Here is a 24,270-nt window from a genome sequence, read left to right as displayed (position 1 = left end):
ACGGTACCCCCTTTAAAAAAAATAATCTATGTAAACGAATAAGATAGCAAGCAATCCAATAAATGCATAGGCTACAGATACGATAAAAGGCACATTAGGCGAAAACTTAAAAATGTTGTCATTTTCATCATTTGCGTGATTTCCCATAACTAGGTCCGTATACTTCGTAGTAAATCCACCAGAAGATGAAAAAAACATTATAATGAGAGAAATTACTATACCGACCAATAACATAACATCTATGAATTGAGTGTCAGTCAAATCGTTTAAGATAAGGTTTACAATCACCAAAAACAAAACTGTAATTACGCCACTAATGAAATTCTTTAACATATAATCCAACCTTTGTTAACTAGTTATTTTTTGCCTATCACGTTCAATCGTTAATCAATGAGTCTTGTTATTAATTTGAGTCCTATGTTTCACTTTTAGAATTCATTTAATTTCAAATAACTTTTTATAAAAGCTTTCAACAAAAGGAAAAAGTTACTATAGTTAAGTATCTCTAAAAAGTAGCACCTTTCAACGGCATATTATTAATGTTTTTCTTCATAATTACTTTTCGTAAGTATTTCATCTGCTGGCATATCTGTCCATTCAGAGATAGATATACTTGGATATTCTTCGATAAAACTTTCCATTATTTTATTCCCTATTTTATAATTTGCCCATTCAGGTATCCCTTTACTTGGATCTCCAAGGAAAAAGTCATCTTGAATAGCTGGCGATAAGGAACTTGTATTTTCCTTAAGCACTTTCCATGTTTGTCTTTCATTTTCTGCTGAAGAAAAATTACTCCATGGCATCTGAATATCTGGATATATTATCTTTGCAAACGTGTCTGCCTTCCCTTCAATCAGGACAGATTCTAATAAGGTATTACCCATTTCATTATTCTCAAAAAAGACGGTATGATGATACTCATGTGCAACTGCCCGTTTTAGACTACTCTCTTCAAAAAATGGTGGAGCTATTTGAAGAGAGATAAAGTTTTCGTTCCATGTAACAGCTGACACACCTACCACACTTTCCATAACATCCTTGTCTACTGGGTTTGCAGGAAGTACAAATATAGTTTTATCTGATCCTGGCTGGAGCTTATCAGCTGACTTTTTTAAAGAATCTATGATTAATTTCTGGATAGTATCATGATTATCTATTAATGATTGTAGATATTTTTCTAAAATTTCTAGTTGTGTAGGTGTCCCGAACCCCCAGCCTTTTGAAAGCCGAACCCCCCTCTCTTCTGCTATTGGATTAATAATTGTTTCTATATATAAACCGTCTAAATTTCCGGGTTGCATTTCTGCCTCTTTAATATACTCTATAAAGCTTTCATAAAAATATACAATTTCAAATTTTTGATCATTATATGTAAATGAAAAGGAACTTGGGACATCTTTTTTTGTTGAAAGTTCCTCCTTTATTGAGTAATCATTACTTTCACGCGATGCTCCCGTCTTGTCCGAATCATGACTACAACCAGTAAGCACTATTAATACTATAGCAAAAAGTGATAAGACTTTTCTTCTCATTCTTAACCTCCCAAAATATCTATAAATTTTCGTTGTTTAACGAATACAATGCACAAGCAATTAGATTGTTTAATAAATTTAAATTTAATAATGGCTTAAAATAAGCAATTATAATCTCTAATAGGAGCTTAGTAATAGAGAATATTCAAAACGCAAAAATGTTAACGTTTATATGATTAATTCAGTCTTATAATAAGCTATGCCTCATTTAACGTATTACTCTCATCAATTCCAATCCTCATAGTAGTTTTTTTGAGTAAATTAATATTTTTCTATATAATAACCTGTAATATTTATACCTTTTGTGGTTCTAATTGCTCTTGGAGTATAAGTCCATTTTTCGTCATGGAGTAAATGTCTGTGCAGATTTCAGACAAAAAGCTTGTGTCATGAGAAACCATTATTACTAGTGAAGTCTTGGAAACGGATTTAATCATTTCTTCTAATAAATACAATGAATTTTCATCTAGATTATTTGTGGGTTCATCAATTAAGTATATAGGTGATCTTTTAAAAAACAATCGATAAAGGGCAATGCGTTGCCATTGTCCTCCTGACAATTGTTGACTTTCATCATACCATTCACCTAAGCGAGAATTTTCTTGGAGGTTCATATTAAATACAAATGACTCTTGATCAATCTGCTGTATGTACCGCAAAATATTATCACTTTTCTTATATTTATCTATTGCAGACAATCCCACATTTTCGCCTAAGGAAAATTCATATCTTGATGGGTTTTGATGTAATGTTTGAGACAAATTATTTCTTTGAACATCTGAAATGGCAGTGGATAATACATTATTGAACCGCAACTCCCCTGACATTTCCTTTTTAATTCCTTGTATAATTTCCAATAATGTAGTTTTCCCAATACCGTTTTCACCTATAATACCAATAACAGAACCTGCAGTAAAATGAAAATTAAGATTTTTAAAAATAGTAATTCCGTTCACACTATACGTTAAGTCTTTAGCTGAGAGACTGATAGGCATATCTATATGTTGTGGTGGCGCTTCTAACTCATCAAATTCATGTGACAATATAAATTCTCTTAAATTATTTACGTATAGCCAATCACTATGAAAACCTCCAAAAGATAGGATTAAACTTTGCATTCCTTTAAAAACATTCCCTAACGCTTGTAGAATTGACATAAGTGTTCCAATTAATATTTTTCCCTGAACAGCGAGAATAACGGTTTTAAATTGAGTATATGAAATTGCAAAAACACCAAGTAATGAAGTCAATATATTTGCTATCATTTGTTTTTTTGAGAGGTTTTTCGTTGGTTGAAAAATATTTTTAAATAAATTTGAATGTGATTCAACTAAGTAACTCATGGATGAATATTGTGCTATCTCTTTTAGGTATTCTGGTGTAGTGGCTACATGTAACAAGTAAAATTGTTCTCGTTGGTGTTTATTAATATTTTGTGAAAGAAAAAATGATTTTTTATTAAAATATAGTTGTACAACACCAATTGGGATACTGGAAATCCCTACTAATATGGTATGGTAAGGTATCCAATTAAATAAATAAATAAACATTGAGCAAAAGGTTACAAATGAAGAAAAAATTGATAAAAACGAACTGAAAATTGATCCTATTTTCGCAGTTGATGTTGTACGAAGGAAATATAGTTTATCAATTGTAAGTGGAGAAAACAATTTCTCATATTTCATCGTTGAGATGCTTGTCATTATAAGCTCACTTACATGATTGTTCAATTTGAGTTGAAACAATTCTGTTGCGAAGTTATTAAGATAAACGAACACTTTCTGAGTGATTTGCATCACAACCATAATACTAAATACAATGATTATCGTCTCTAGATTATCTCCCACTTGAATAGCATTTAGCAGTCGTTTAACAAGTTCCAAGTTTATCAGTGGCATTAGTGCGTGAACGATCGTCAAAAATAATAACAGGATACAAAATATACGAAACTTTGGTGAATTAAATATTTTAATTAAGAAATAGATATTATGTAATGAGTTAACTTTTTTTCTTTTTTTCAAACTTAACCATCTCCTATGATACGTAATTCGTTAGATTTTAGTTTGTGTAATTACTAGCTCATAGGACACTCAGGAGTATCTTTTAAAGTAACATCATCTATTAAGACTGTATTTTGATTAATGGAACTAGATAAATCAATATTATCTTTTAAAGGAAGACAATTTAGTAAATCTTTCGAGTAGACCCTCGCACATTTCCAACTGGGTAGTAAAAATTGTTCAATATAAATAACATGTAATTCTGTTATAAATTTTGGTTTGTTGGAAAGAATGTTTTTAACTGTTAACTCACAATCGTTATTTGAAGTAAAGTTAACATAATCAAGCTTATCAAGCTTTTGAATATGGCTAATGTTATCCCTATCTGTCCATATATTTTCTTCAAATGAAAAGCCTAACATTAACGCATAATAACGCATATAACCAATTAAAAAAGCTTCTTCAAACGCATGTTTGATCGCTGTTTCAAGTATTGTATTCGTGCCAAGACCACAGATAAATTGATCATTTTCTTTATAAGTAATTACAATTATAGTTATTAATGGATTGAAATAGGTATTAATAAATACTGATACGTTGAAACCGGATTTTTCAAAAAAATTGAAATAGTTGTTATTTTTATAGTGAACGTATTTTATTTTATGGCCAACTAATCCATACCAAAACAAAAATAACGAATTTTTTTCAAACAGTTCTTTAAGAGCATTACTAATAGCTATTGAAGAATTTGGATGTATAGCACTTGCTGTCGTATCTACCATACCATTAAGAAGGCGAGTATATTTTTGCTCTATAAAACTTTTATCATTTTTTATTAAATCCCACGTCTCTACATAACCATCCATATTATTACTAACCTTCCCACCCAACATAGAACACCGGCGTTCCACTGCTTCTGCGACTGCCTTTCTTAATGATTTCATTTTGTTGTAGTTTACCGACGAGCCCGTCTCAGGTCCAACTAAATTATTTATTACAACACTTGCTTGGGTAACAATTGATAACTTTGGTGTTTCATTTAAAAATAAATCAATTGGAAAATCTACTGTCTTTTGTAGCCCTAATTTATGAAACATTTGCCTCTCCTTTTTGTTTTTTACCAAACCACTGAATTAATGTTATTGGTGCCAATCTAATATTTGTTCCACATACATGGGTTACCATATTATCAGCAAAGTCTGTCCAACAATGTTCTACTAACAATTCTTCTTTATCTAAACTCCAAATTGCCTCTCTTAAACTCTGTTTCATAGCTCCTATCTCAAATAAGCCATGTCGATATCCTCTTATTCCATGTAAAATTGTAGCTTTACGCATATCAAGTGCATATGCGATAGCAGTATATGACGGCAATTCTCTTGTTTGAGAAAATGTATGAGCTATTGCTTCGATATTTTCGCAACCCCATTCTTTTATTCGTAATAAACATGCGTCAGTTTCATTGAAAACATAAGTTCCTGCTTGAAGTCCTTTAACAGCATTATTATTGAAAACGAGAAGGATTGGAATTGAAATATAAATATCATCTGTTGATTCATACCTTTTTGCTTTTTTTCTACTAAATGAATTAATTAGTATTCTTCCTAATGTTTCTAGACTCATTTCATACCCTTTATCAAAATCAATTTCAGAGCTTCCTATTTTCTGTTGCTTTTCGTCGGAGTTAAGTTTGTAAACCTCTTGGTTAAATTTGGGAATTATATCTGCATCTAAGACACATTCAACCCATTGACTTTTTTCAGTAGTATGATTGATATTATGTACTTCTTTAAGGGGAATCCAAGAGCTAGATTGATGGAATTTAATCACTTCTTCAAGTGTATCTTGAGAAAGAGCGTTATCACCTAAATGATGATCTATAAAATAACTTTTTGCCATGTTAAAATATTCATGATCTTTACTCATAACAATCACACAACTCCCAATGATGCGTAGTACCTAATTGCACCTTTTTTGTCTTAATATCCATCACCAACCCCTTTGTAAACTCTTCAATTTCAATATATCCTCCATTATCGAGTGCTGCCAATAAATTTAAACGGTTGGTGATTTGTGCAGCAACATTTATTTCATCTCCAAATTCTAAAGGAGTTTCTGCACGAAAACTACTGTCTTTTGTATATAGATGATCTATTATTTGTTGATATGTAACTCCCTGCGCTGCACCAAGTCTAAGCTCGGATTCAATATGATTAATTTGACAAATATGACATGGAGTCTTCCATTTATGGGAATAAATTGATTCAATATAAAGACGGCCATGGTATATATAACTCATTATGGATAATGTATTTTCGTTTTCCGAAAAATAATTTCTGAATTTGTAAGCAAGTTGTTTATCATAAGGATTTAAGAAAACAGCAAATAATTCATTCTTATTCTTTTCAATAACCTCATAATATGAGTTTATATCATTAAAATAACTACTGAAGTTATTATTGTGTTTAAATGAACGTGATATTAACTCTTCAACAGTTCTCGAGTTTGAAAAGTAATGGATTCCTTCAATATTAAAATTTGGAAGTGTTACTTTATTAATAATTCTGTTTTCAAACAAAAAACTAATAGCCTTTTTACTGTTACTGTTAAAAAGTTTTTTCATTTCAACTACCGATATCTTTTCTCCAGATTTTTGTTCAAAGTTCAAAATAACTTTTTTCATTTCATCATCAGTTATAACAACTACTCCATAACGGTGTTGCACTACTAAATTTTTGTCAGAGAGGCTATGTAAAATAAATGGGTTAATAACATAACAGACATCATTGTTAACCAATTGTTAATTCACATCCTACATAATTACTTTTATTAAAAAAAATTATATTTAACAATACAAAAACTAAACTGGTCAGGCAAAAGGTACCATCACTCCTCTGTTTGGTATTTCATTATCATTTAGTTTGTTAATACCATTTATTGTGTAAAGATGTGGGTTCAATTCATCAGCCTTTATGTGGGGAAATGCTCCTTTTCCTATAATTTTTATTACCGATCCAGGTAGGTCATCTAATATTGATGGTATGTAACAAATTAATAATTCTATTGAAAGATCCTCGGAGATATTTTTCAATACTGTTAAATTCTCTTGATGTGAAGGTCTATTTTTTTTGACCTCAATTTCAGTAATCACTTCATCTCCAAATAAGTAGTTATACTTTTCAAGCAATTGCTTTGAAGAAATTTCTTCGAAATTCTTCAAATAAATATGTTCTATTTCTGGCGGATCAACGCTTTCTAATTGTTTAAGGATAGCCGGTCTTATATGTGATTGATGGGAAGGTATTTTATGTGAAACTGACTGCCAGCATTCCCTCAAGGAACTAAAAATGGCTTTTTCTAAGTCCCAACCCACACCCATTCCTACCGCTTTACAATAATCACTGCTCCCAATTGATATAACCACATGACAGGTAGGATGAATGGAAATATCAAATAAATATAAGTTATCCAAGTAACCTGTCAGACTATCACTGATTTTTTTAATTCTATCAAAAGAGAAAAACTGATCTAATATTATTTGTGTGCCAGGCGTTTTTGTAAGCCAATTAAAAACCAAGCTTTGTCGCTCAATAAATTCAAAAAAACTCCCCTCAATAAGGTCTACGGAATTTGTATGAAAGGCAGTGCCAGTAGAGTCAACATAGTTATAATTAATATCTGGTTTAAGAATACTAAAATCAAAAAGAAGTATATCTTCCAATGGAATTTTTTCCGTTGCACCTTTGGTAAGATTATATCCACTTAGATAGGGTTCTTTCAGCTTATGTGAAGGTTTGCTTTGAGTTAAACGCTCAAGATATTCTCCCAGTGCTGTGTATAATGACTCCTTGACACTAATACCCGTTCCGTGACCGCCCTCCATGGAGTTTCCCTTATTTACATAAGCTTTTACTATATCTCTATTAAAAGAAGGTTCATCTACCCTAACATCACTTATTGGAAAAGGAGTGCCAATAATTGGAGTTTTTACTATCAATTCTATTCCTCCTTAAGATTAGTTTATTAGAAACATAAAGTCTTTTTATTAATTACTTTTTAAATTTGAAAACCCAAACCATTGGATTAAAACAATTGGACACAACCGAACGTTTAAACCACAAATATGTGTTAACGGCATATCTGAAAATGCAGACCAACATCGTTCACCTAAGTTATTTTGCTGCTGTAGAGACTCACGAAAACTTTGTACCATTAAACCCACCTCTATAAGGGCATGTCTATAACCCTTCGCTTGATATTTAGTTATTGCTCGTCGAATATCAATAGCGTAGGCTATACAGTGCGGTGCATACATTTTATTACTATTGCTACCAATTAATTTATTGACTTTTACAATATCTTTAGGTGTCCATTGAGTAATTTTATAGAGACGTGGATTAGTACTATCAAAAACATAACAGCCTGGGTTTAAACTATTATTTTTTTTATCGGAATGTAATACTATAAGTAGTGGTATGACAGGATAAAGAGCTCCAGCTGATGGATACCTTTTTGAAGAATGAGGAGCCTCTCTACCAAAAGCATCATATAATATTTGTCCTAAAGTCTCCATCCCAACAGGGGTCTCGCTATTAAAATCATAATAAGAATGTAATTGTTTGTGCTGGGGAACTTCTAAATCAATTATTTCTTCATATGAGTTGGGCAAAACATCTCTAAATTCAACTGTACTTATCCACGATTTTGTATCTATATTTTCTTCAAAATTATAAATATCATCAATTTCACGATTTAATGTTTTATAATGAAATTTTAAAACAGATTGTAACACACTTTTATCCTCTGCTCTCCCTTGCAAAAAGTCCCAATTAGTATACTTATACTTATTTGATGTATCATTCAAACTTCCTTTATTCATAGCAATCGCACAACTCCCAATGAATAGTAGTATCTGTTTGTGACTTAAAAGTTTTCAGATCCATAACAAATCCCTCCCCTAGTTGAATTGGATTAATCATAGAGTTTCTCTCTGAGCCTATATGTTGAAGTACATGATTACTTAATTGAGAAGTAATATTCACAGTTTGACTGGCACTTAAAGGGAATCCAATTTTTAGTTCTTCGATCTCTCCATATAAAATATCTATTATTTTTTGATAGTTTATAGATTCTGCTACATTATCCCTTAATTCTGATTCCGTCCATCCGATCTGACATAAATGACACGGAGATTTCCATTCAGAAGAATATATTGAATCAATATAAAATGAGTTATTGTAAATATAGGAAATCACCAGGTAACTATTTTCATCATTTAAAAACGTATCTCTTATTTTTTTGGCCTCTTTTTTAGAATAAGGGTTTAAAAAAATCAACCAAAATGTTTTCTTAGGGCATTTTTGATTTAAAAGGGAAATTTTTTTATCAAGTGTAATCGATATATCCTTAGAAAAAGTATATTCATAATTCCTTGTGTGCTCTTTTAATACATAGTCGGTTAATTCTCCGATCTTTGGATCATTGCTTAGAAAGTGTAATTTTTCAATGTTAAAGTTATAAAATGATGGTTTTTCAAAAATACCATATTTAATAAGAAACCTTATTACATCATCTGAGGTCTCAGGAAATAGCTTTTGTATGTAATCAGCATTAATGTATCTATTGCTATTCTTTTCAAGCTCCGAAATTAATTTAATTACTCCTTTGTCAGTAATTTTAACAATCCCAGAGTCATTTTGAACAATTACATCACCTGAGGATGATATTTCATAATAAATAAATTTTCTAACTTTTAAAGAATCCGTCAATTCTACCACTCCAATATAATGATTTATACTGATCTTTCAACACCTAAATCTATTAATACGATAGGAAATATGCTAAGAATTCCTAAAATCCAACCGAGGAGGCACATATTCTCTGCCTCTTCGATTGGAGCAAATTATAAACCGTTGTATTTACAACTTCTTAAACTACTCCACTTTGTATAGCTACAAAATACTGATGTATTTAAATTTTTTTACTTTATTATGCATTAAAAAGGCTGTTCCGTAACGTATATACTTGTCCCACTCCAGCTGATCCAGGTCCTACACATCCAACAGGTGGCCGAGGGGCTATCGGTGGTTTGCAAGCACACCTGGTAGTAGCACAATTACTAGTTCCACAGTTTGGCCCCGGTTCATTAGCATTAGGAGCAGTCATATTATTAGCATCCTCCGTTCCGAAACCAAAACCAAAATCAAAATCTTTTTTCTCGGGTTCTTTAATAGCAGAATTATATTTACTCACTATCAACACTCCTATTTAATTTTTTTAGAAATTTCTTTAAAAAATTCCACTATCCTCCTTCTATTTACAATTATTAAAAGATTTCAATAATAATTTACACTTGTTACCAATAATTGTCAACTATTACCCAGAATTATTTGAACAATTAATATATATTTGTGATTACTTTTGAAAAACTTAAAAATGTAGGTTTTAAAGTTTTTTTATAAATTAATCTGTGTGTCTATTAAAACAAGTTTCAATACCATCTGCCGTGAGGTAGATGATTATGACAAATCAAGAAGAAATACTAATGAGAAATAACGAATGGATAGCGACCTTGGAGAAGGTTGCGGAATTAAGAAATAACCTTATACAAATGCAGAGCGGTGAAATATTCTTTGGGATAAATGGTGATTGGTATTATAAAAGCAATGAGTACAATTCCCCTAAGGATTTTCATTCTCCCCATTTTATTCTTACTTCAGAACATATTGGAAATATCGATGAAGGAAATGTAGAGAATGTTATCTTAAATATTCTTAGATTGCTAGATTTTTATAATACTTACATAAATTTTTATTATGACAGTGGTATTAGTTTCGAGGATTATATAAGGAAAGAAGAAAATAGTAATATTTCTACTATTTTACTTAACAAAACACACGATAGTTTATGTTATTCCTATAGTTTTTACGTAAATAGTGACAGGAATGTATTCAATTATACCGTTTCATGGAGTGAGAATGGTAAAGGTATGTATATAGTTTTTGATAATTCAAAGTACGGTTATACGAACTTTTATGATCTAATAATGTTTTTATTAGAAGAATCCGATTGTATACCAGATTATCAAATGTACACCCAATTTTGTAAAAAAGTAAGGGAATTTCAAAGTCACTATTACAAGACTACTTCGAACACTGATGGAGAATTATTTACTTCTTACTCTGAGGTTGAGTTGCTAAACCTAGAAAATAGAAAAAATCGTTTTAATTCAAAGAAAGGTTCTTATTTAGTAAATCGTGCAGTAAAGATTGCAGATATAATCGGTTATTTTGATATGGACATAGGGATAAGTGATAAAAAATTACTAGAAAAGTATATTGATACTGATTATCTGTTTACCCATTTTGGGTACTATGAGTTTTTCAATAACATAACTGTTCAAGAAGTTTACCAAATAGTTATGGATACTATCGAAAACAAATTACCAGAACCATTCTCTATCAGAAAACATACTTGTAGATATGATAATAGATTTAAATTTGTAGTGAATACAGGAACTGATCAAACTGAATGCGTAGTGGAATGGAACTACCTGAAGGAATGCTATAGAATTAAAAAAGGTGTTAATACATATACGTTTTTTGAATCATACAATTTACTAATACACCACATTATAAGAGAATTTATAAACTAAAATAAAATTCATAAGGATAAACTTGTAACGGATTGTACACATCTAATCAAAGCAATTGAAAAATCTTCAAAGATGGATATTGACTTAGATCATTTAATAAAAAGTATAAATGACCCAAAGAATATTGAGCATATACTTTACAGTGATTTACCTTTTTAATATCACCTTACCATTTAAAACCAATAAAAAGTGCCCTTTGCATCAGCTTAGGGCACTTTTTATTAGGATGGATTATCCCCTTCAAATCTATAATCCATTTCAAACATTTTATCTGTGTACCATTCACGGAATTCTTCATTCTCTGTAAATTTCTGATACATATCAAACTGATCAAACATATAATCTTGAAAAACTTCCTGTATAATTCGCTTGAAAGCAATTTTGGCATTTTGCCGATCCGAGTGATTCTTCGTGTTCTGGTATTCTTCTTTTTCAACTACTTTTTGAGGAAGCTCTTCCATCATAAATTTACGAATCGAATCATTTTCAGTCAGGTCTTTACCAAACTTTTCATTGAAGTCCCGTACAATTTCGCTTAAATACTCTAATTGTGGGTCTTTTATGACACTTGACCCACCCGTTGAAGCGGGATCTAATTCAGTATTTCCTTCCAAGGTAATGTTCTGCATCTCTTTTTGATCTACCCGATAACTATCTATATCTATAGCTTCCAGTATCCCTTCTGATAGATCATCATCAGACAGTTTAGGTAGTTTAGGCAACAAATATTTTACAGTCGTTGCTAATGCAGTCCAGTCCTGCTGATTGTACGGAAGGATTTGCGATAAGAAAGAATAAGCACGGTGAAATGCTCTTGCTTTTGTTTTAAATTCAACTTGATCATCATAAGGTAGTTGCTTAAAACGTTCAACCATTGCTTCTAGCATTGGATCTATAACCTCTCTACTAGCTCCCTCTAAATACTTATCAATTACTTGCATTATTTCTTCTTCAGAGAACACCTGCATCTCTACTAAATCATCATACAAATCATTTAATCTATTAGGATCGGTACCTTCACTTAATACTGTAGTCTTATAAAAAGGATCAAATGCCTCTTTTATCTCTAGAGCTGTATTAGCAAAGTCTAAAACAAATGTCTCATTTTTATATGGTTTATACGCACGATTTAACCTAGAAAGCGTCTGCACTGCCCTAACGCTATTTAGTATTTTATCAACATACATAGTGTGAAGAAGGGGCTGATCAAATCCAGTTTGAAATTTTTCTGCAACAATTAGAAATCTATATTTATCTTTTTTAAATTCCTTACGTATATTATCTCCCGGAAAGCCATTCATTGAAGATTCATCGTATGATTTATCGTCAATGGTTCGACTTCCCTCGAAGGCAACAAGTGCTTCAATATCTAAATTTCTTTCTTTCAGTATTCGATCAAATGCTTCTTTATATCTAATAGCGCTAATAACTGAACGTGTAACAATCATCGCTTTCGCTTTACCATTTACTTTTCTTGGGCGATAAACTTGATCCAAGAAATGATCTAACATAATATTTGCTTTTTTAGCAATTGTTAATTCATTTGTTTCAACAAATGATCTCATCTTGCCTCTAGCACGACTACTATCAAATTTTGGATCGTCTTCTATTTTTTTATAGAGTTTATAAAAACTTTCATATGTGGTGTAATTTTTTAAAACATCAAGGATGAATTCTTCTTCAATTGCTTGTTTCATACTGTAATTATGAAAAGCGGTATAAGTACCATCTGATTGTTGGTCACCGAAAATTTCTAAGGTCTTATTTTTAGGAGTTGCTGTAAACGCAAAATAACTCACATTAAGAGGCATTCTCTGACTTTCTACAAATTCGTTGATTTTGTCTTCTAGAGTAATTTCTTCTTCAATTTCAATATCCTCTTTTGAAAGAGCTGCATTCATTTTTCCCGAAGTATTACCCCCTTGAGAAGAATGTGCTTCATCAATTATTATTGCAAAGTTATAATTCTTTAATTCTCCTATATCCTTCACAACATAAGGAAACTTTTGAATAGTTGTAACAATAATTTTTTTGCCTGACTCGAGGAATGCTTTTAATTCACTACTTTTTGTTGCTGCTGCCATTACCCCATCAACATGTGAAAACTGCTTGATGTTGTCACGAATCTGTTTATCAAGGATTTTTCGATCCGTTACAACAATCACACTATCGAATATATTGTTCTCTCCATTAGCATTTTTAAACTCAGATAATTGATGTGCAAGCCATGTTAATGAGTTACTCTTACCTGAACCTGCACTGTGTTGTATTAAATACCTATGCCCCGGTCCATCTTCTTTAACTTTATATAGTAATTTGCGTACGACCTCTAACTGATGATAGCGTGGGAAAATCTGCTTTTTAGTTATTTTCTTAGTATCTTCATCTTCCTCTTCCACTAATTGAGAGAACCATTCAATGATGTTTGCTAAACTATTCTTTTCCAATACCTCTTTCCAAAGATAATCAGTCTTTAATCCATTTGGATTAGGTGGGTTCCCTTTACCGAAATTATAGCCTTTATTAAATGGTAGAAAGGTTGTACTATCACCCTTTAATTCAGTTGTCATATAAACTTCTTGATCATCTAAAGCAAAGTGAACAAGGCAACGTCCTAATTTAAAAAGTTCTTCTTTGGGGTCCCGATCATTTCTATACTGACGAATTGCATCCACAAAGGTTTGACGGGTTAAAGTGTTCTTTAACTCCATTGTTATGACTGGTAAACCATTTATAAAAAGAACCATATCAAGCGATTTATTAGGTGTCGATTCAGAGTAATGTACCTGACGCATTACTGAAAAAATGTTTTGCTGAAAGTTCTGAAAAGATTGTGCGTTTAAGGTTTCCGATGATGGTCTCTTATAATAAAGTTTAATTTTTACGTCTCCATCACGAAAACCATCACGTAGGACTTTTACAATCCCTTTTTTCCTTATTTGATCGCTTATTCGCTTAAAAAATCGTTGTTCAAAATAAACTCCGTGCCGATTTTTAAGTACCTTAATTGCTTCACTTTGAGTTGTTATAAGGAACTGCATAAGGAGTTCCTTATCAATACAGTAGTGGGGATCATAGTTAATATACGTACGAGTAACATATCCATTTTCATTAAGATGAAGCTCTATAATCTCTTCAATCCCTCGTTCCGACATATCTGTTACCATTTTGCCCATATCCTTTCTCTTCACTCACTTTATGTCTTCCAGTTACCATATTTAAAACTAAGGCATCAAAGTATTCTTTAACTTTTGCAATCTCATTATTAACAGAATCAATTAATATATTAATATGCGCTAACTTTTCGCTTATAAAATTAACAATCTCAACTTGTTCTTTATACGGAGGTCTTATAAATGGGATATCAAAAAACTCATTGGAATACAGTCTCAGTCTAGATTTGTGAATCCCAGTTGATCTGACATTATATTCTGCTATATATGCTCTAGACCTTAAAAGCATATCCAAATACTCTCTATAAAATAAACAATCTTCTTTCATTCTATATACAGCATAAGAAGGGCTTACTATTCCACTATGACTTGATACACCGATTCCACCAGCCCATGCCCACATGATATTACTTACAATGTCATGTGGAACACATAGCTTTGATCCAACATATGATTCCGCCATAAACATATTTATTTTTTTCTCTGAACGTGGAACAACTCCATTAATATGTGATACCGAAAGTAATTCTTCTTTTCCTGTTACAGATCTTTTATCTATTTCCTTAAAATAATATTTACCCCTTTTTACTTCCCAATGAGATGGTATTGATTTAATACCAGTTATTGGTCCAGACTTAGTATTCCCTTTATTCTCTAAACCAAAAATGTACTTTTCTATAATTGTTGCTTTTAATTCTATTAGTTTATCAACCTTCTCATTTTTTATTTTTATTAATTTTTCTACTTCACTTTGTTTTTCATCCAAATATTGAACAATTTTTTGTTGCTCCACTAATGGTGGCAATAATGACTTCATTCGTTTGAAATCCTCAAATCTCAGGTTCAGTTGATCATCATGGATACCATAAGAGTTTTGATATGATACTTTTGCATAAACTGATGTTCTGAATAAATAAGTATTTGGGGTGTATATTTATCTTTGGTTTTAAAATAATATAAGCTGGACTTACAATTCCCTCATAAGAACTAACCCCGATAGCTCCTTGCCACATACGCATTTTATTATAAGCCAAGTCACCTTTACAAACATGTTTGTAACTGGTTTTATCCTCATTAGATGAATCTCTTTTAACGCTTTCTTCTAATAATTCTTTTTGAGTTATTACTCCTCTTTTAATAGTTACTGCAAGTAAAGGCAAATATTCGAATCCTTTTTCACTTCTTTCTTCAAATAGGGCAACATTTGGTACTACATCCCAATGTTCCGGTACTCTATTTATCCAATTTAAATCTGCTTCCTTGTATCTTCCATACTTCTCCATGTTACTTCACCTCTTCCAACAATTGATGAAGCAATCCCTCTGACTTTTTATCAAGTTCTATGAGTTCACTTGATATATCCTTAATTTCACGTAATTCATCATACTTATAAAAATACTTTGTAAACAAAATATCATACCCGATAATCGTTTTATCATAATCAATCCATGCATCATCTACATAAGGTAAAACTTCTCTATCAAAAAACTCATTTATATCGTCATTAAGCGGAACTTTTTCAGTATCACGAAGATCAACATCTGGCTCATATTCTACTGTAGATTTCGCTTTTTTCTTAATTATTTTTTCAGCAGAACTGTCCCTCTTTGTAAAGAAATCTAACAAAAGTTTTTTCTCCGTTTTATTAAGTTTTATATTGGTTTCTTCTAAGGCACTATCTAAATCTTTTATTACAGAGTTATAATTCATATGTTTTTCTAAACCAAAGGTCTCTCTTAACAAACTTACAAGCTGATCTATGTGTGAAACAAATTTTTTGTACTTTTTCTGATTTTCCATAAACGCTTTTTTCATATTTTTTATTTGTTCATCATTAATTTGCATTGACAAACGTAAAGGTCTTTCCACTGTAATTTTATAGTAACCAAATTCTTCTTTGTCAAAAATTCTTGATTCCTCTGTTTCTTCAAATTTAACATACGAATCAAGGATATTTTGAATATGTTCCTCCTTTAATTCATTACTCTTTTGTCCAAGGTTTTTTCTCATCTTTTCATACCATTTTGATGCATCAATTAATTGAACTTTACCCTGTCTCATTGAAGGCTTACGATTAGACAAAATCCAAATATATGTTACAATCCCTGTGTTATAAAACATATTTTCTGGCAAAGCAATAATTGCTTCTAAATAATCATTCTCGATAATCCATTTTCGGATATTACTTTCACCTGACCCTGCACCACCTGTAAATAGGGCTGAACCATTATGAATAGTTGCAATTCTGCTTCCTAATGAAGTACTTTCCTTCATTTTTGAAAGCATATTTACCATAAATAGTAATTGGCCATCTCTAGAACTAGGTGTACCCATTTGGAAACGATTATCTTCAATGTTTCTTGTCACGGGATCGGTTAATGCATCTTTATCAACCTTCCAACTCTTTCCGTAAGGAGGGTTCATTATCATAAAATCAAATTTCATATCTGCAAAATGGTCACTAGATAATGTTGATCCATATTTAATATTTTCCGGGCTATTTCCTTTAATCATCATGTCAGACTTACAAATTGCATATGTTTCTGGTTGAACCTCTTGGCCATATAATCCTAGGTTTATCTTTTTCCCCTTATTTGCAGCTAACTCTTTTAGGAAATTTTGAGATTCAGTAAGCATTCCACCTGTTCCACAAGCACCATCGTATATAAGGTAGTCAGAACTCTCAATCTTATCAGCAATTGGTTCAAACATTAAATGTGTCATCAAAGCTACAACATCACGTGGGGTAAAGTGTTCCCCAGCTTCTTCATTGTTTTCTTCATTAAACTTTCTAATTAGTTCCTCGAACACGTAACCCATATCAAGACTAGTTAATTTTTCTAATTTCAAATCTGGTTCGGTGTATCTTTCTACCAATTTAAATAATACATTTGCTTCTTCAAGCGTTTCTAGTTGATTATGAAATTTAAATTTTTGTACAATTTCACGAACGTTGGGACTAAATCCTGCAATATATGTTTCAAAATTTTCTCGAATTTGACTAGGTTCATCTAATAATCTACGTAATGTAAACTTTGAAGTATTATAGAAAACATAACCCGATGCTTTCTGTAACGCTGCATCTTGATTTACCATACCCTTTTCATTCAAGAAATGGTGCACCTTTTCAACCTCTGCTTTAGTTGGTTCAAGAAGGGCATCGATTCTTCGTATGACTGTCATTGGTAGTATTACATCTCTATATTTACCTCTAACTAGTACATCCCTTAAATAGTCATCGGCAATCCCCCAGATATAACTAATAATTTGATTAATATTAATATTGTTCATGGACTTTCCTCCTAATTTAATTCCAACTTAATTGTACTATAATACTAGCAATTTCTCTAAACAATTTATTAAAGAAGAACCTTCCACGTCTATTATGTATTTGAGGCTTTAGTATGATACTCTATCATTAAAACAGTAACATTTTTTGGAAGGAGGTAATTCGTTGGATAAGTATCCAAGCAACTCTTTTGAATACCTAATTGAGAGTATAGTTCAAACTGAAATCTCGCAACTGCTTAACAAACTTAATGATAAAACAGTTAAGGACCAAAGAAATTATTTAACTATTAAAGAGGTATCATCCATGACAGAAATCGGAACCTATACTCTAAGACAGCTAACATATGCAAGAGCAATGCCACATTTAAGAGTGAAATCAAGATTGTTATTTGATGAAAAAGATATCGCACAAACTATTAAAGTTTTTAAAGATAACGGCTGGACTGATCCAGAAAATAATTGGGATGTGAAAACTGTTCAATCCGATATTGAAGAATTCCAGTCCAAAAAGGAGGACCCTATTTTGATAGATGAGGTTATAAGAAAAATTATAAGAGAAGAACTAGATGATTTTTCTAAAGAAATATTGAGCCAAACAAAAAAAGATAAAGAGAGATATTATGGAAGAACCGTATTAACTATTAAAGAAGCAGCAAACTATTTTAGAACTAGTCCTGCTACTATCTATTCATTGATTAAAGAAGATGGAATGCCTCATTTAAAATTACATAGTCGTTTTCTTGTTGTTTTAGAAGAAGCAGAGGCTTTCCTATGGAGAGAAACTGCAAAATCCTATGCAGTTGAAGGTAATATATATTGGCAAAGGATTTTACTAAGGTTAGATTTGGAAGAAAAAGAAAGAAATTTAGCATATGAGAAAGCACTTAAGCGGTTAGAGGAAAGTACTAATTACTAGTTTTCAAGTAATCAAATTTACTTTTTAATTGTGTTGTGAACTTATATATGGGAGTGTTGTTTAAATGTATCTGTCGGAACTTTCAATAAAAAACTTTCGTAAATACGGAAATCCCGGACTTAACTTAAATTTTAATAAGCACTTAAATGTACTTGTTGGAGAAAATGATTCAGGAAAGAGTACTATCGTTGAGGCGATAAAGTTTGTTCTTTCTACACATAACAATGATTATCTTAGACTAAATATTGAGGATTTCCATTTGGCAAAAGGTGCAGATGAAGAAGAGAGAGCAACTGAAATTAACATTATTTGTGTATTCAGTGGTTTTAACGTTGAGGAAGCAAAAAACTTTTTAGAATGGCTCCATGTAGATAAAATTGGTGATACTCCAACCTACAGTTTAAAAGTTATATTTTCTGCAAAAAGAAAAGATAAAAGAGTATTTTACGATATTTCAGCTGGAGGAATTGATACAGGAAAGTATTTAAACGGTGAGGCAAAAAACTTATTAAAAACTACTTACCTTAAGCCATTGAGAGATGCTGAAAATGAGATGACCTCAAGAAGAAATTCAAGGCTTTCGCAAGTACTTATTAATCACTCTGCATTCGAAAATGAGGAAGAACATGAACTAGTAAATGCAATTAAAGAAGCTAATGATAAAATAATGGACTATTTTATCGAGAAAAATAAAGTCGATACTGATAAACCTGTTCCAGAGCATGCTACTGAAGAGAATACTGGGGCACAAATATTAAAGGAAATAAATGAGTACCTTGAAAACTTCTCTAGTAACAGAAATATATTAAAGTCACAATTCAACATCTCTGATATTAAATTAAAAGTATTTTAGAACGTCTACAATTAAATCTTGAAGATGCTAAACCCGGTCTTGGTTCACATAATATTTTATTTATTGCAACAGAATTACTCTCTCTTCAGCTAAAAGATTACGAAGGGCTTAAATTAGCACTTATTGAAGAGATTGAAGCACATTTACATACACAAGCACAAATGAGGTTAATTGACTTTTTACAGAAGAGGTCATACGAGAGTGATATACAACTAATCCTTACTACACATAGTACATCATTAGCTTCTAAAATCCCCCTAGAATCTATGTTTATATGTCAAGATAATAAAGTGTTCTCTCTAAACACTGATGAAACTGGACTTCTTAAAGGAGATTATTTATTTTTGGAAAGATTCTTAGATTCTACCAAAGCAGACTTATTCTTTGCACAAGGAGTTATTATGGTTGAAGGAGATGCTGAAAATATTCTCATTCCTACAATTGCACAAATAATTGGTTTACCATTATCTAAGAATGGTATCACTGTTCTTAATGTAGGAAGTACAGCATTTTTACGTTATTCAAGAATATTTATTAGGGCAAATCCTGAGAACGGAACTATTAATATTCCAGTGGCATGTATAACAGATTTGGATATTAAACCTGAAATAAACACTCAGGACCAATTAATTGATCCAACCCCAGAGACTATCGAAGTAAAAAGAGAAGGGATAACAGCTAGATTAACTCAACAAAATGTAAAAGCATTTATTTCTCCAAATTGGACATTAGAACATGACTTTGCAAGGAGTACTTTTCAAGAGGATATTCTTAGAGCGGTATTATGGGCAAAAAAATACAAAATAGTGATTCTATTGGGCTTACTGATACTAAGAAGGACAAAGTTAAAGAAGAAATAACAGAATATAAGCAATTCTGGAAAGACAAAAATTATCCATCTGAACGAGTTGCATATGAAATTTATGAAAATATCATAACAAAGAAAAATGCAAAAGTTTCCAAAGCAATAATTGCACAATGTCTCTCTGATATTTTACTGGAGAAATTTAAAGAAGATCCAGTTTCTACTAAAACACAAATACTTACCGACCCACTATTAAAGTATCTTGTTAACGCTATTAGATATGGTGCGGGCATTAGTGAGGTGAATGAATAGTGTATGAAATAACTGATGAAGAAATTAAATGGGCAGAAGAAATATTACTCCCTAGTGGTCTAAGTTTTGATGTTCAAAGAAGAAATGTGATTAAATGCTTATCATCTAAAGATATTATTGCTTGTCCCGGTAGCGGTAAAACAACAACTCTGTTAGCAAAACTGTTAATATTAGAAAGAAAATTACCACTAGATCATAATCAAGGGATCTGTGTTCTCACACACACTAACGTTGCTATTGATGAACTTAAGAACAAAATAGGTAATCGCAATTCTAGACTATTTAGTTATCCAAATAACTTCTCAACCATTCAGTCCTTTGTTAATAAATATTTAGCGATTCCTGCTTATCAACACTTTTTCAAAAAGGATATCCATATCATCGACAATGACTATTACAAAGAAGAATTTTACAAAGAATTCAATAGGATTTTTAAAGGATATAGAGATAACATTATTAAAAAAGCTGCCTACTCCCCTGTACATACTCTATTACGTTTAGATTATCATGAAGATAACCTAATTTTAATGTGGGGTACAAAGCCACTAGAACAGGTTTATAGAAAGGGCACTCCTACATATAGAATTCTATCTACTCTTAAGAAAAGAGTGCTTCAACGGGGAATTTTAACATTCCAAGAGGCATTTGCTCTAGCACAGGATTATATTAAAACTTTTCCAGAAATTAAAACGTTAATTTCTGCAAGATTTAAATATTTGTTTATAGACGAAATGCAAGACACATCATCTAAGCAACAACAGGTTATTCAGAGTATATTTGATTCGGATAAGGTTGTTACTCAATTCTATGGTGATCGAAATCAAGCAATATATGAGGAGAACACTTCTAATGAGGTCAATAACTATGTACAAGGAGAACCCCTTTCAATAGACAATAGTTTAAGGTTTTCACAATCAATTGCTAATTCAATCAAAAATATTTGTGTTAGTCCTCAAGTTTTAAAGGGAAATGATACGATTCAAACGTTAAAGCCTACCATTATAAGGTTTAATAAAGAAAATATACAAGGAGTTCTTTCTACCTTTGGAGAATTAATCGTTAACAATGGACTTGTACAAGAAGGTAACAGTACATTTAAAGCTGTAGGAAGAGTAACACATCATAATGATAAAGAAAAAATAGTCATTCCTAGCTACTGCCCATCCTTCAAAAAAAGAGAAAAGTCACCTTTAGAAAAAGCAAAAACTTTCAACGACTATATTAATCATTTAAACAAAACAAACTCAACGTTTGCTAAAGACTATAGGGAAACATTCATTAAATGCTTTATAAACTTCCTACGGCACTTAAATATAAGAAACGAATCTCGTTATTTTACAGAAAAAAGCCTTATAGATTATCTCGACAATAAATTACAAAGAGGCTTTAGTGATATTGAAAAGTTAATGACAGAATGGATATTAAATTTAACTTCTGGCAATAACATAGAAGCTGACCTTCAAAATTTCTTAAGTAATGAGTTTTTATCTCATTTCGAGTTAACAGTTTCAAAAGAAGATTTATCTAATTTCTTTACCCCTAATCTAGAGGTTCCAAACGATGAACAGGAAAGTGTAGCCAAAGTCCAGAAACAAAGTGATTACCTTTATGTATCAGAAAATGGAGAGAACATACTTATTAATATCGACACTATTCATGGTGTCAAAGGAGAAACACATACAGCTACATTATATTTAGAAACTTTTGCTTATGTTTACGAATTTGATCAAGGTAAGATAATAGACTACCTAAAAGGAAATCATACTAAGCCAAAGAAACGCCAAGAACAAATACTAAAACTTGCATATGTAGGTATGTCACGCCCATCTCATTTGTTATGTATAGCAATACGAGAAGAAGCATTAGAAGGTCATGAATTAGATCTTATAGATTTGGGCTGGGATATTGTAGATGTACAAGCACAGAAGAAAGAAATAAAACCTGAAGAACAGACAATTGTACTGCAATCCTGAAACCTTAAGAATAAGCATTGGGTATAGCTCAACCCAATGCTTATTCTTCTCTTTAGCAAAAGTTTACGCTACGTATCATTATTCCTTTTTAATTCGATAAGCAGACATTCAATATCTCTCTCCATTATAATAGTAAATACATTATTGCTTTCCATTCTAACAACTACATTTTCAGTAGTTATCTTTTTGATTGTAGCAATTCTGTGATTTAAACTGATTGACTTATTTACTGGAGAAGTTTCCACCCTTAATAGTATCTTACAACCTTCATGTTCTTTCCTTAATTCAAAACTATTGACCCTTATCATTAAGTTACTTCCGATTTTTAAATAGAGTTGATTGTTGTACAATTTAATACCTTACTTCTTCAGAACCTGATAAGCCTTCTAATAATTTAAGAGCCATTTGACTACGTTCCATATTCTGATTAATAGCAGCCTTCAATAACTGAATTCTAACTCCTTCTGATGTTTCAGGATTATTATCTAAGCCTTTTAATACTCTTTCATAAACAAAACTAAAATCCCCAAACAAATAATCAATAATATTTCTATTCAAAGCTCTCAATTCTTTTATATCAAAACAATCTTGATTACTTATCGTAATACAAGAATTAAAAATTGACATTATCTCTGTATAGGCTTCTTTTTTAACATTAATTTCATCCTCGCTCAAATCTTCAAAAGACCTCCCAGATCTTGATAATGATGAATAAGTTAAAAGTCCAAATAACACTGTATCAAGGTTAACTCCATAAGGAACTTTTAAATTCTGTCTATCTTCGAAATGTTCTTTAATTTTAACTGATGAATATTGGATAAACTCTCCTAAAAAATCACAGTCCCACGTGTCCAAAATAAAATCAGAAGTTCCCATTATATAATCTATTGAAGTATTTAATAGTTCGGCTAACTGAACTAAATCCTCTAATGTCGGGCTTTTTACATTATCCAAGTAATCTTGAAGAGTTGTCTCACTAATATTGGAATATTTAACTAGATGAACAATTTTAAGACCATTAATGTTTAGTAAATGTTGGAGTTTATCTCCAATTACTATTTTTAACTCCATGTTATTATTCATGAACTTTCATCCTTTCATTGTCTCTCTAGAGTCAGCTGAATAAGTAATTAAAGTAGTATTAAATATCCTATTAACAAAGAAATCGGGACACTAAATAGCAATACCTTTCCTTGCCAAGTAATACTGCAATTGATTTCACGATCTTTATTATTGTTTCTTGCTAATATATAACCCTGAAGAATACAAAACCATAAATATCCCCCTGACATTAAAAACATGAGAAAATATATGCTTAGAAAAACATTTTCAGTTAATACATCAATGGCATAACCAGATACTAAATATAAAACAAACTTTCCTACAAATATCTTGATGACAAAACTCTTTGGCAAGCCCTCCCTTATATCCTCTACTTTTATAGGATTTATCTTTGTTAGAATTATGTTGAATACAAAGCCACCAAGAAATAATGTGAAAACTGAAAGGATATAATAATTTGTTGTTTGAATTCTATAGTGCCACCACATTAAAGGCAAACATATAGTTGTAAAAAATATTGAATAGTAGAACATCATTGCAAGCATCGCGACCTTATGCCAAAAAAAATCAATTATTTTCCCCAAATATGCTCACCCCCATATATTGTTATTAGTTTAACGTAGATACTAAAATATCTCCGCTATTATGGGCACATTCAGGTATTAATAAAGGTCAATTAATTAAAATAGAACACAA

21 protein-coding genes and 1 pseudogene are annotated in these 24,270 nt (G+C 31.3%); 7 read left to right on the top strand and 15 right to left on the bottom strand.

Going from position 1 to position 24,270, the window contains the following annotated elements; all coding sequences use genetic code 11:
* Positions 1 to 536 precede the first annotated feature (536 nt).
* The 9 genes from JUJ52_RS18255 to JUJ52_RS18215 all read right to left on the bottom strand — a co-directional run bounded on the left by JUJ52_RS18255 (position 537) and on the right by JUJ52_RS18215 (position 9,787).
* Positions 537 to 1,535, bottom strand: coding sequence for a DUF2268 domain-containing putative Zn-dependent protease (locus tag JUJ52_RS18255; RefSeq protein WP_228089097.1), 999 nt, complete (start codon positions 1,533 to 1,535; stop codon positions 537 to 539).
* 293 nt (positions 1,536 to 1,828) lie between these two features.
* The gene (locus tag JUJ52_RS18250) at positions 1,829 to 3,556 is read right to left on the bottom strand and encodes an ABC transporter ATP-binding protein (protein ID WP_228089096.1); all 1,728 of its coding nucleotides are present in this window, start codon (positions 3,554 to 3,556) and stop codon (positions 1,829 to 1,831) included.
* 53 nt (positions 3,557 to 3,609) lie between these two features.
* Complete coding sequence (locus tag JUJ52_RS18245) at positions 3,610 to 4,632, bottom strand: YcaO-like family protein (RefSeq protein ID WP_228089095.1); 1,023 nt, start codon at positions 4,630 to 4,632, stop codon at positions 3,610 to 3,612.
* Complete coding sequence (locus JUJ52_RS18240) at positions 4,622 to 5,461, bottom strand: nitroreductase family protein (RefSeq protein WP_026679683.1); 840 nt, start codon at positions 5,459 to 5,461, stop codon at positions 4,622 to 4,624. Before JUJ52_RS18240 ends, JUJ52_RS18245 begins: the two co-directional genes overlap by 11 nt.
* Complete coding sequence (locus tag JUJ52_RS18235) at positions 5,454 to 6,332, bottom strand: McbB family protein (protein WP_228089094.1); 879 nt, start codon at positions 6,330 to 6,332, stop codon at positions 5,454 to 5,456. The genes JUJ52_RS18240 and JUJ52_RS18235 overlap by 8 nt, the downstream gene beginning before the upstream one ends.
* Positions 6,333 to 6,404: 72 nt before the next feature.
* Positions 6,405 to 7,532 (bottom strand): YcaO-like family protein, encoded by a 1,128-nt coding sequence (locus JUJ52_RS18230; protein WP_228089093.1) that lies wholly within the window; start codon positions 7,530 to 7,532, stop codon positions 6,405 to 6,407.
* 48 nt (positions 7,533 to 7,580) lie between these two features.
* Positions 7,581 to 8,414, bottom strand: a complete 834-nt coding sequence (locus tag JUJ52_RS18225) for a nitroreductase family protein (protein ID WP_228089092.1) — start codon at positions 8,412 to 8,414, stop codon at positions 7,581 to 7,583.
* Positions 8,407 to 9,303, bottom strand: a complete 897-nt coding sequence (locus tag JUJ52_RS18220; protein ID WP_228089091.1) for an McbB family protein — start codon at positions 9,301 to 9,303, stop codon at positions 8,407 to 8,409. Before JUJ52_RS18220 ends, JUJ52_RS18225 begins: the two co-directional genes overlap by 8 nt.
* 220 nt (positions 9,304 to 9,523) lie before the next feature.
* Positions 9,524 to 9,787: a hypothetical protein gene (locus JUJ52_RS18215; protein WP_026679688.1), complete on the bottom strand. Its 264-nt coding sequence runs from the start codon at positions 9,785 to 9,787 to the stop codon at positions 9,524 to 9,526.
* Positions 9,788 to 10,055: 268 nt separating this feature from the next.
* Between JUJ52_RS18215 and JUJ52_RS18210 the strand changes: the two genes are divergently transcribed.
* On the top strand, positions 10,056 to 11,189 hold the full coding sequence (locus JUJ52_RS18210) for a hypothetical protein (protein WP_228089090.1): 1,134 nt from the start codon (positions 10,056 to 10,058) through the stop codon (positions 11,187 to 11,189).
* A 221-nt stretch (positions 11,190 to 11,410) separates the two neighbouring features.
* On the opposite strand, the gene JUJ52_RS18205 is transcribed toward JUJ52_RS18210, so the two are convergent.
* From JUJ52_RS18205 to JUJ52_RS18190, 4 genes are read right to left on the bottom strand one after another with little or no spacing between them, the layout of a single operon-like run.
* Entirely contained in the window at positions 11,411 to 14,365 is a 2,955-nt protein-coding gene (locus tag JUJ52_RS18205; protein WP_228089089.1) for a type I restriction endonuclease subunit R, read from the bottom strand.
* Complete coding sequence (locus JUJ52_RS18200) at positions 14,325 to 15,179, bottom strand: restriction endonuclease subunit S (RefSeq protein ID WP_228089088.1); 855 nt, start codon at positions 15,177 to 15,179, stop codon at positions 14,325 to 14,327. The genes JUJ52_RS18205 and JUJ52_RS18200 overlap by 41 nt, the downstream gene beginning before the upstream one ends.
* Positions 15,180 to 15,216: 37 nt before the next feature.
* Positions 15,217 to 15,645, bottom strand: a complete 429-nt coding sequence (locus JUJ52_RS18195) for a hypothetical protein (protein ID WP_228089087.1) — start codon at positions 15,643 to 15,645, stop codon at positions 15,217 to 15,219.
* A gap of 1 nt (position 15,646) precedes the next feature.
* On the bottom strand, positions 15,647 to 17,653 hold the full coding sequence (locus tag JUJ52_RS18190) for a type I restriction-modification system subunit M (protein ID WP_228089086.1): 2,007 nt from the start codon (positions 17,651 to 17,653) through the stop codon (positions 15,647 to 15,649).
* Positions 17,654 to 17,816: 163 nt separating this feature from the next.
* On the opposite strand from JUJ52_RS18190, the gene JUJ52_RS18185 reads away from it, so the two are divergent.
* The 6 genes and pseudogenes from JUJ52_RS18185 (at position 17,817) to JUJ52_RS18165 (ending at position 22,512) form a co-directional block, all read left to right on the top strand.
* A complete protein-coding gene (locus tag JUJ52_RS18185; RefSeq protein ID WP_228089085.1) occupies positions 17,817 to 18,569 on the top strand; it encodes a helix-turn-helix domain-containing protein in 753 nt (250 codons plus the stop codon).
* A gap of 64 nt (positions 18,570 to 18,633) precedes the next feature.
* Positions 18,634 to 19,422, top strand: coding sequence for an AAA family ATPase (locus JUJ52_RS18180; RefSeq protein WP_228089084.1), 789 nt, complete (start codon positions 18,634 to 18,636; stop codon positions 19,420 to 19,422).
* Positions 19,407 to 19,655: pseudogene (locus JUJ52_RS23775) on the top strand (AAA family ATPase); the annotation flags it as partial. The gene JUJ52_RS18180 and the pseudogene JUJ52_RS23775, both read left to right, overlap by 16 nt.
* Positions 19,656 to 19,766: 111 nt before the next feature.
* A complete protein-coding gene (locus tag JUJ52_RS18175; RefSeq protein ID WP_228089083.1) occupies positions 19,767 to 20,282 on the top strand; it encodes an ATP-dependent nuclease in 516 nt (171 codons plus the stop codon).
* Entirely contained in the window at positions 20,207 to 20,539 is a 333-nt protein-coding gene (locus tag JUJ52_RS18170; RefSeq protein ID WP_228089082.1) for a hypothetical protein, read from the top strand. The genes JUJ52_RS18175 and JUJ52_RS18170 overlap by 76 nt, the downstream gene beginning before the upstream one ends.
* Positions 20,539 to 22,512 (top strand): UvrD-helicase domain-containing protein, encoded by a 1,974-nt coding sequence (locus JUJ52_RS18165; RefSeq protein ID WP_228089081.1) that lies wholly within the window; start codon positions 20,539 to 20,541, stop codon positions 22,510 to 22,512. The genes JUJ52_RS18170 and JUJ52_RS18165 overlap by 1 nt, the downstream gene beginning before the upstream one ends.
* Before the next feature lie 351 nt (positions 22,513 to 22,863).
* On the opposite strand, the gene JUJ52_RS18160 is transcribed toward JUJ52_RS18165, so the two are convergent.
* The gene (locus JUJ52_RS18160) at positions 22,864 to 23,595 is read right to left on the bottom strand and encodes a helix-turn-helix domain-containing protein (RefSeq protein WP_228089080.1); all 732 of its coding nucleotides are present in this window, start codon (positions 23,593 to 23,595) and stop codon (positions 22,864 to 22,866) included.
* Positions 23,596 to 23,642: 47 nt separating this feature from the next.
* A complete protein-coding gene (locus tag JUJ52_RS18155) occupies positions 23,643 to 24,158 on the bottom strand; it encodes a hypothetical protein (RefSeq protein WP_228089079.1) in 516 nt (171 codons plus the stop codon).
* Positions 24,159 to 24,270: the final 112 nt, after the last annotated feature.

Source organism: Virgibacillus sp. AGTR (assembly GCF_016919725.2).
Classification (GTDB): Bacteria; Bacillota; Bacilli; order Bacillales; family Amphibacillaceae; genus Virgibacillus; species Virgibacillus salarius.
This window is presented reverse-complemented; position numbering and strand designations above follow the sequence as displayed.

Bases quoted from the DNA above. Each gene is read 5' to 3' on its own strand.
- JUJ52_RS18210 (WP_228089090.1), top strand. From the start codon at position 10,056: ATGACAAATCAAGAAGAAATACTAATGAGAAATAACGAATGGATAGCG.
- JUJ52_RS18180 (WP_228089084.1), top strand. From the start codon at position 18,634: ATGTATCTGTCGGAACTTTCAATAAAAAACTTTCGTAAATACGGAAAT.
- JUJ52_RS18225 (WP_228089092.1), bottom strand. From the start codon at position 8,414: ATGAATAAAGGAAGTTTGAATGATACATCAAATAAGTATAAGTATACT.
- JUJ52_RS18170 (WP_228089082.1), top strand. From the start codon at position 20,207: ATGGGCAAAAAAATACAAAATAGTGATTCTATTGGGCTTACTGATACT.
- JUJ52_RS18200 (WP_228089088.1), bottom strand. From the start codon at position 15,179: ATGAAGTCATTATTGCCACCATTAGTGGAGCAACAAAAAATTGTTCAA.
- JUJ52_RS18245 (WP_228089095.1), bottom strand. From the start codon at position 4,632: ATGTTTCATAAATTAGGGCTACAAAAGACAGTAGATTTTCCAATTGAT.
- JUJ52_RS18240 (WP_026679683.1), bottom strand. From the start codon at position 5,461: ATGAGTAAAGATCATGAATATTTTAACATGGCAAAAAGTTATTTTATA.
- JUJ52_RS18190 (WP_228089086.1), bottom strand. From the start codon at position 17,653: ATGAACAATATTAATATTAATCAAATTATTAGTTATATCTGGGGGATT.
- JUJ52_RS18205 (WP_228089089.1), bottom strand. From the start codon at position 14,365: ATGGGCAAAATGGTAACAGATATGTCGGAACGAGGGATTGAAGAGATT.
- JUJ52_RS18160 (WP_228089080.1), bottom strand. From the start codon at position 23,595: ATGAATAATAACATGGAGTTAAAAATAGTAATTGGAGATAAACTCCAA.
- JUJ52_RS18255 (WP_228089097.1), bottom strand. From the start codon at position 1,535: ATGAGAAGAAAAGTCTTATCACTTTTTGCTATAGTATTAATAGTGCTT.
- JUJ52_RS18195 (WP_228089087.1), bottom strand. From the start codon at position 15,645: ATGGAGAAGTATGGAAGATACAAGGAAGCAGATTTAAATTGGATAAAT.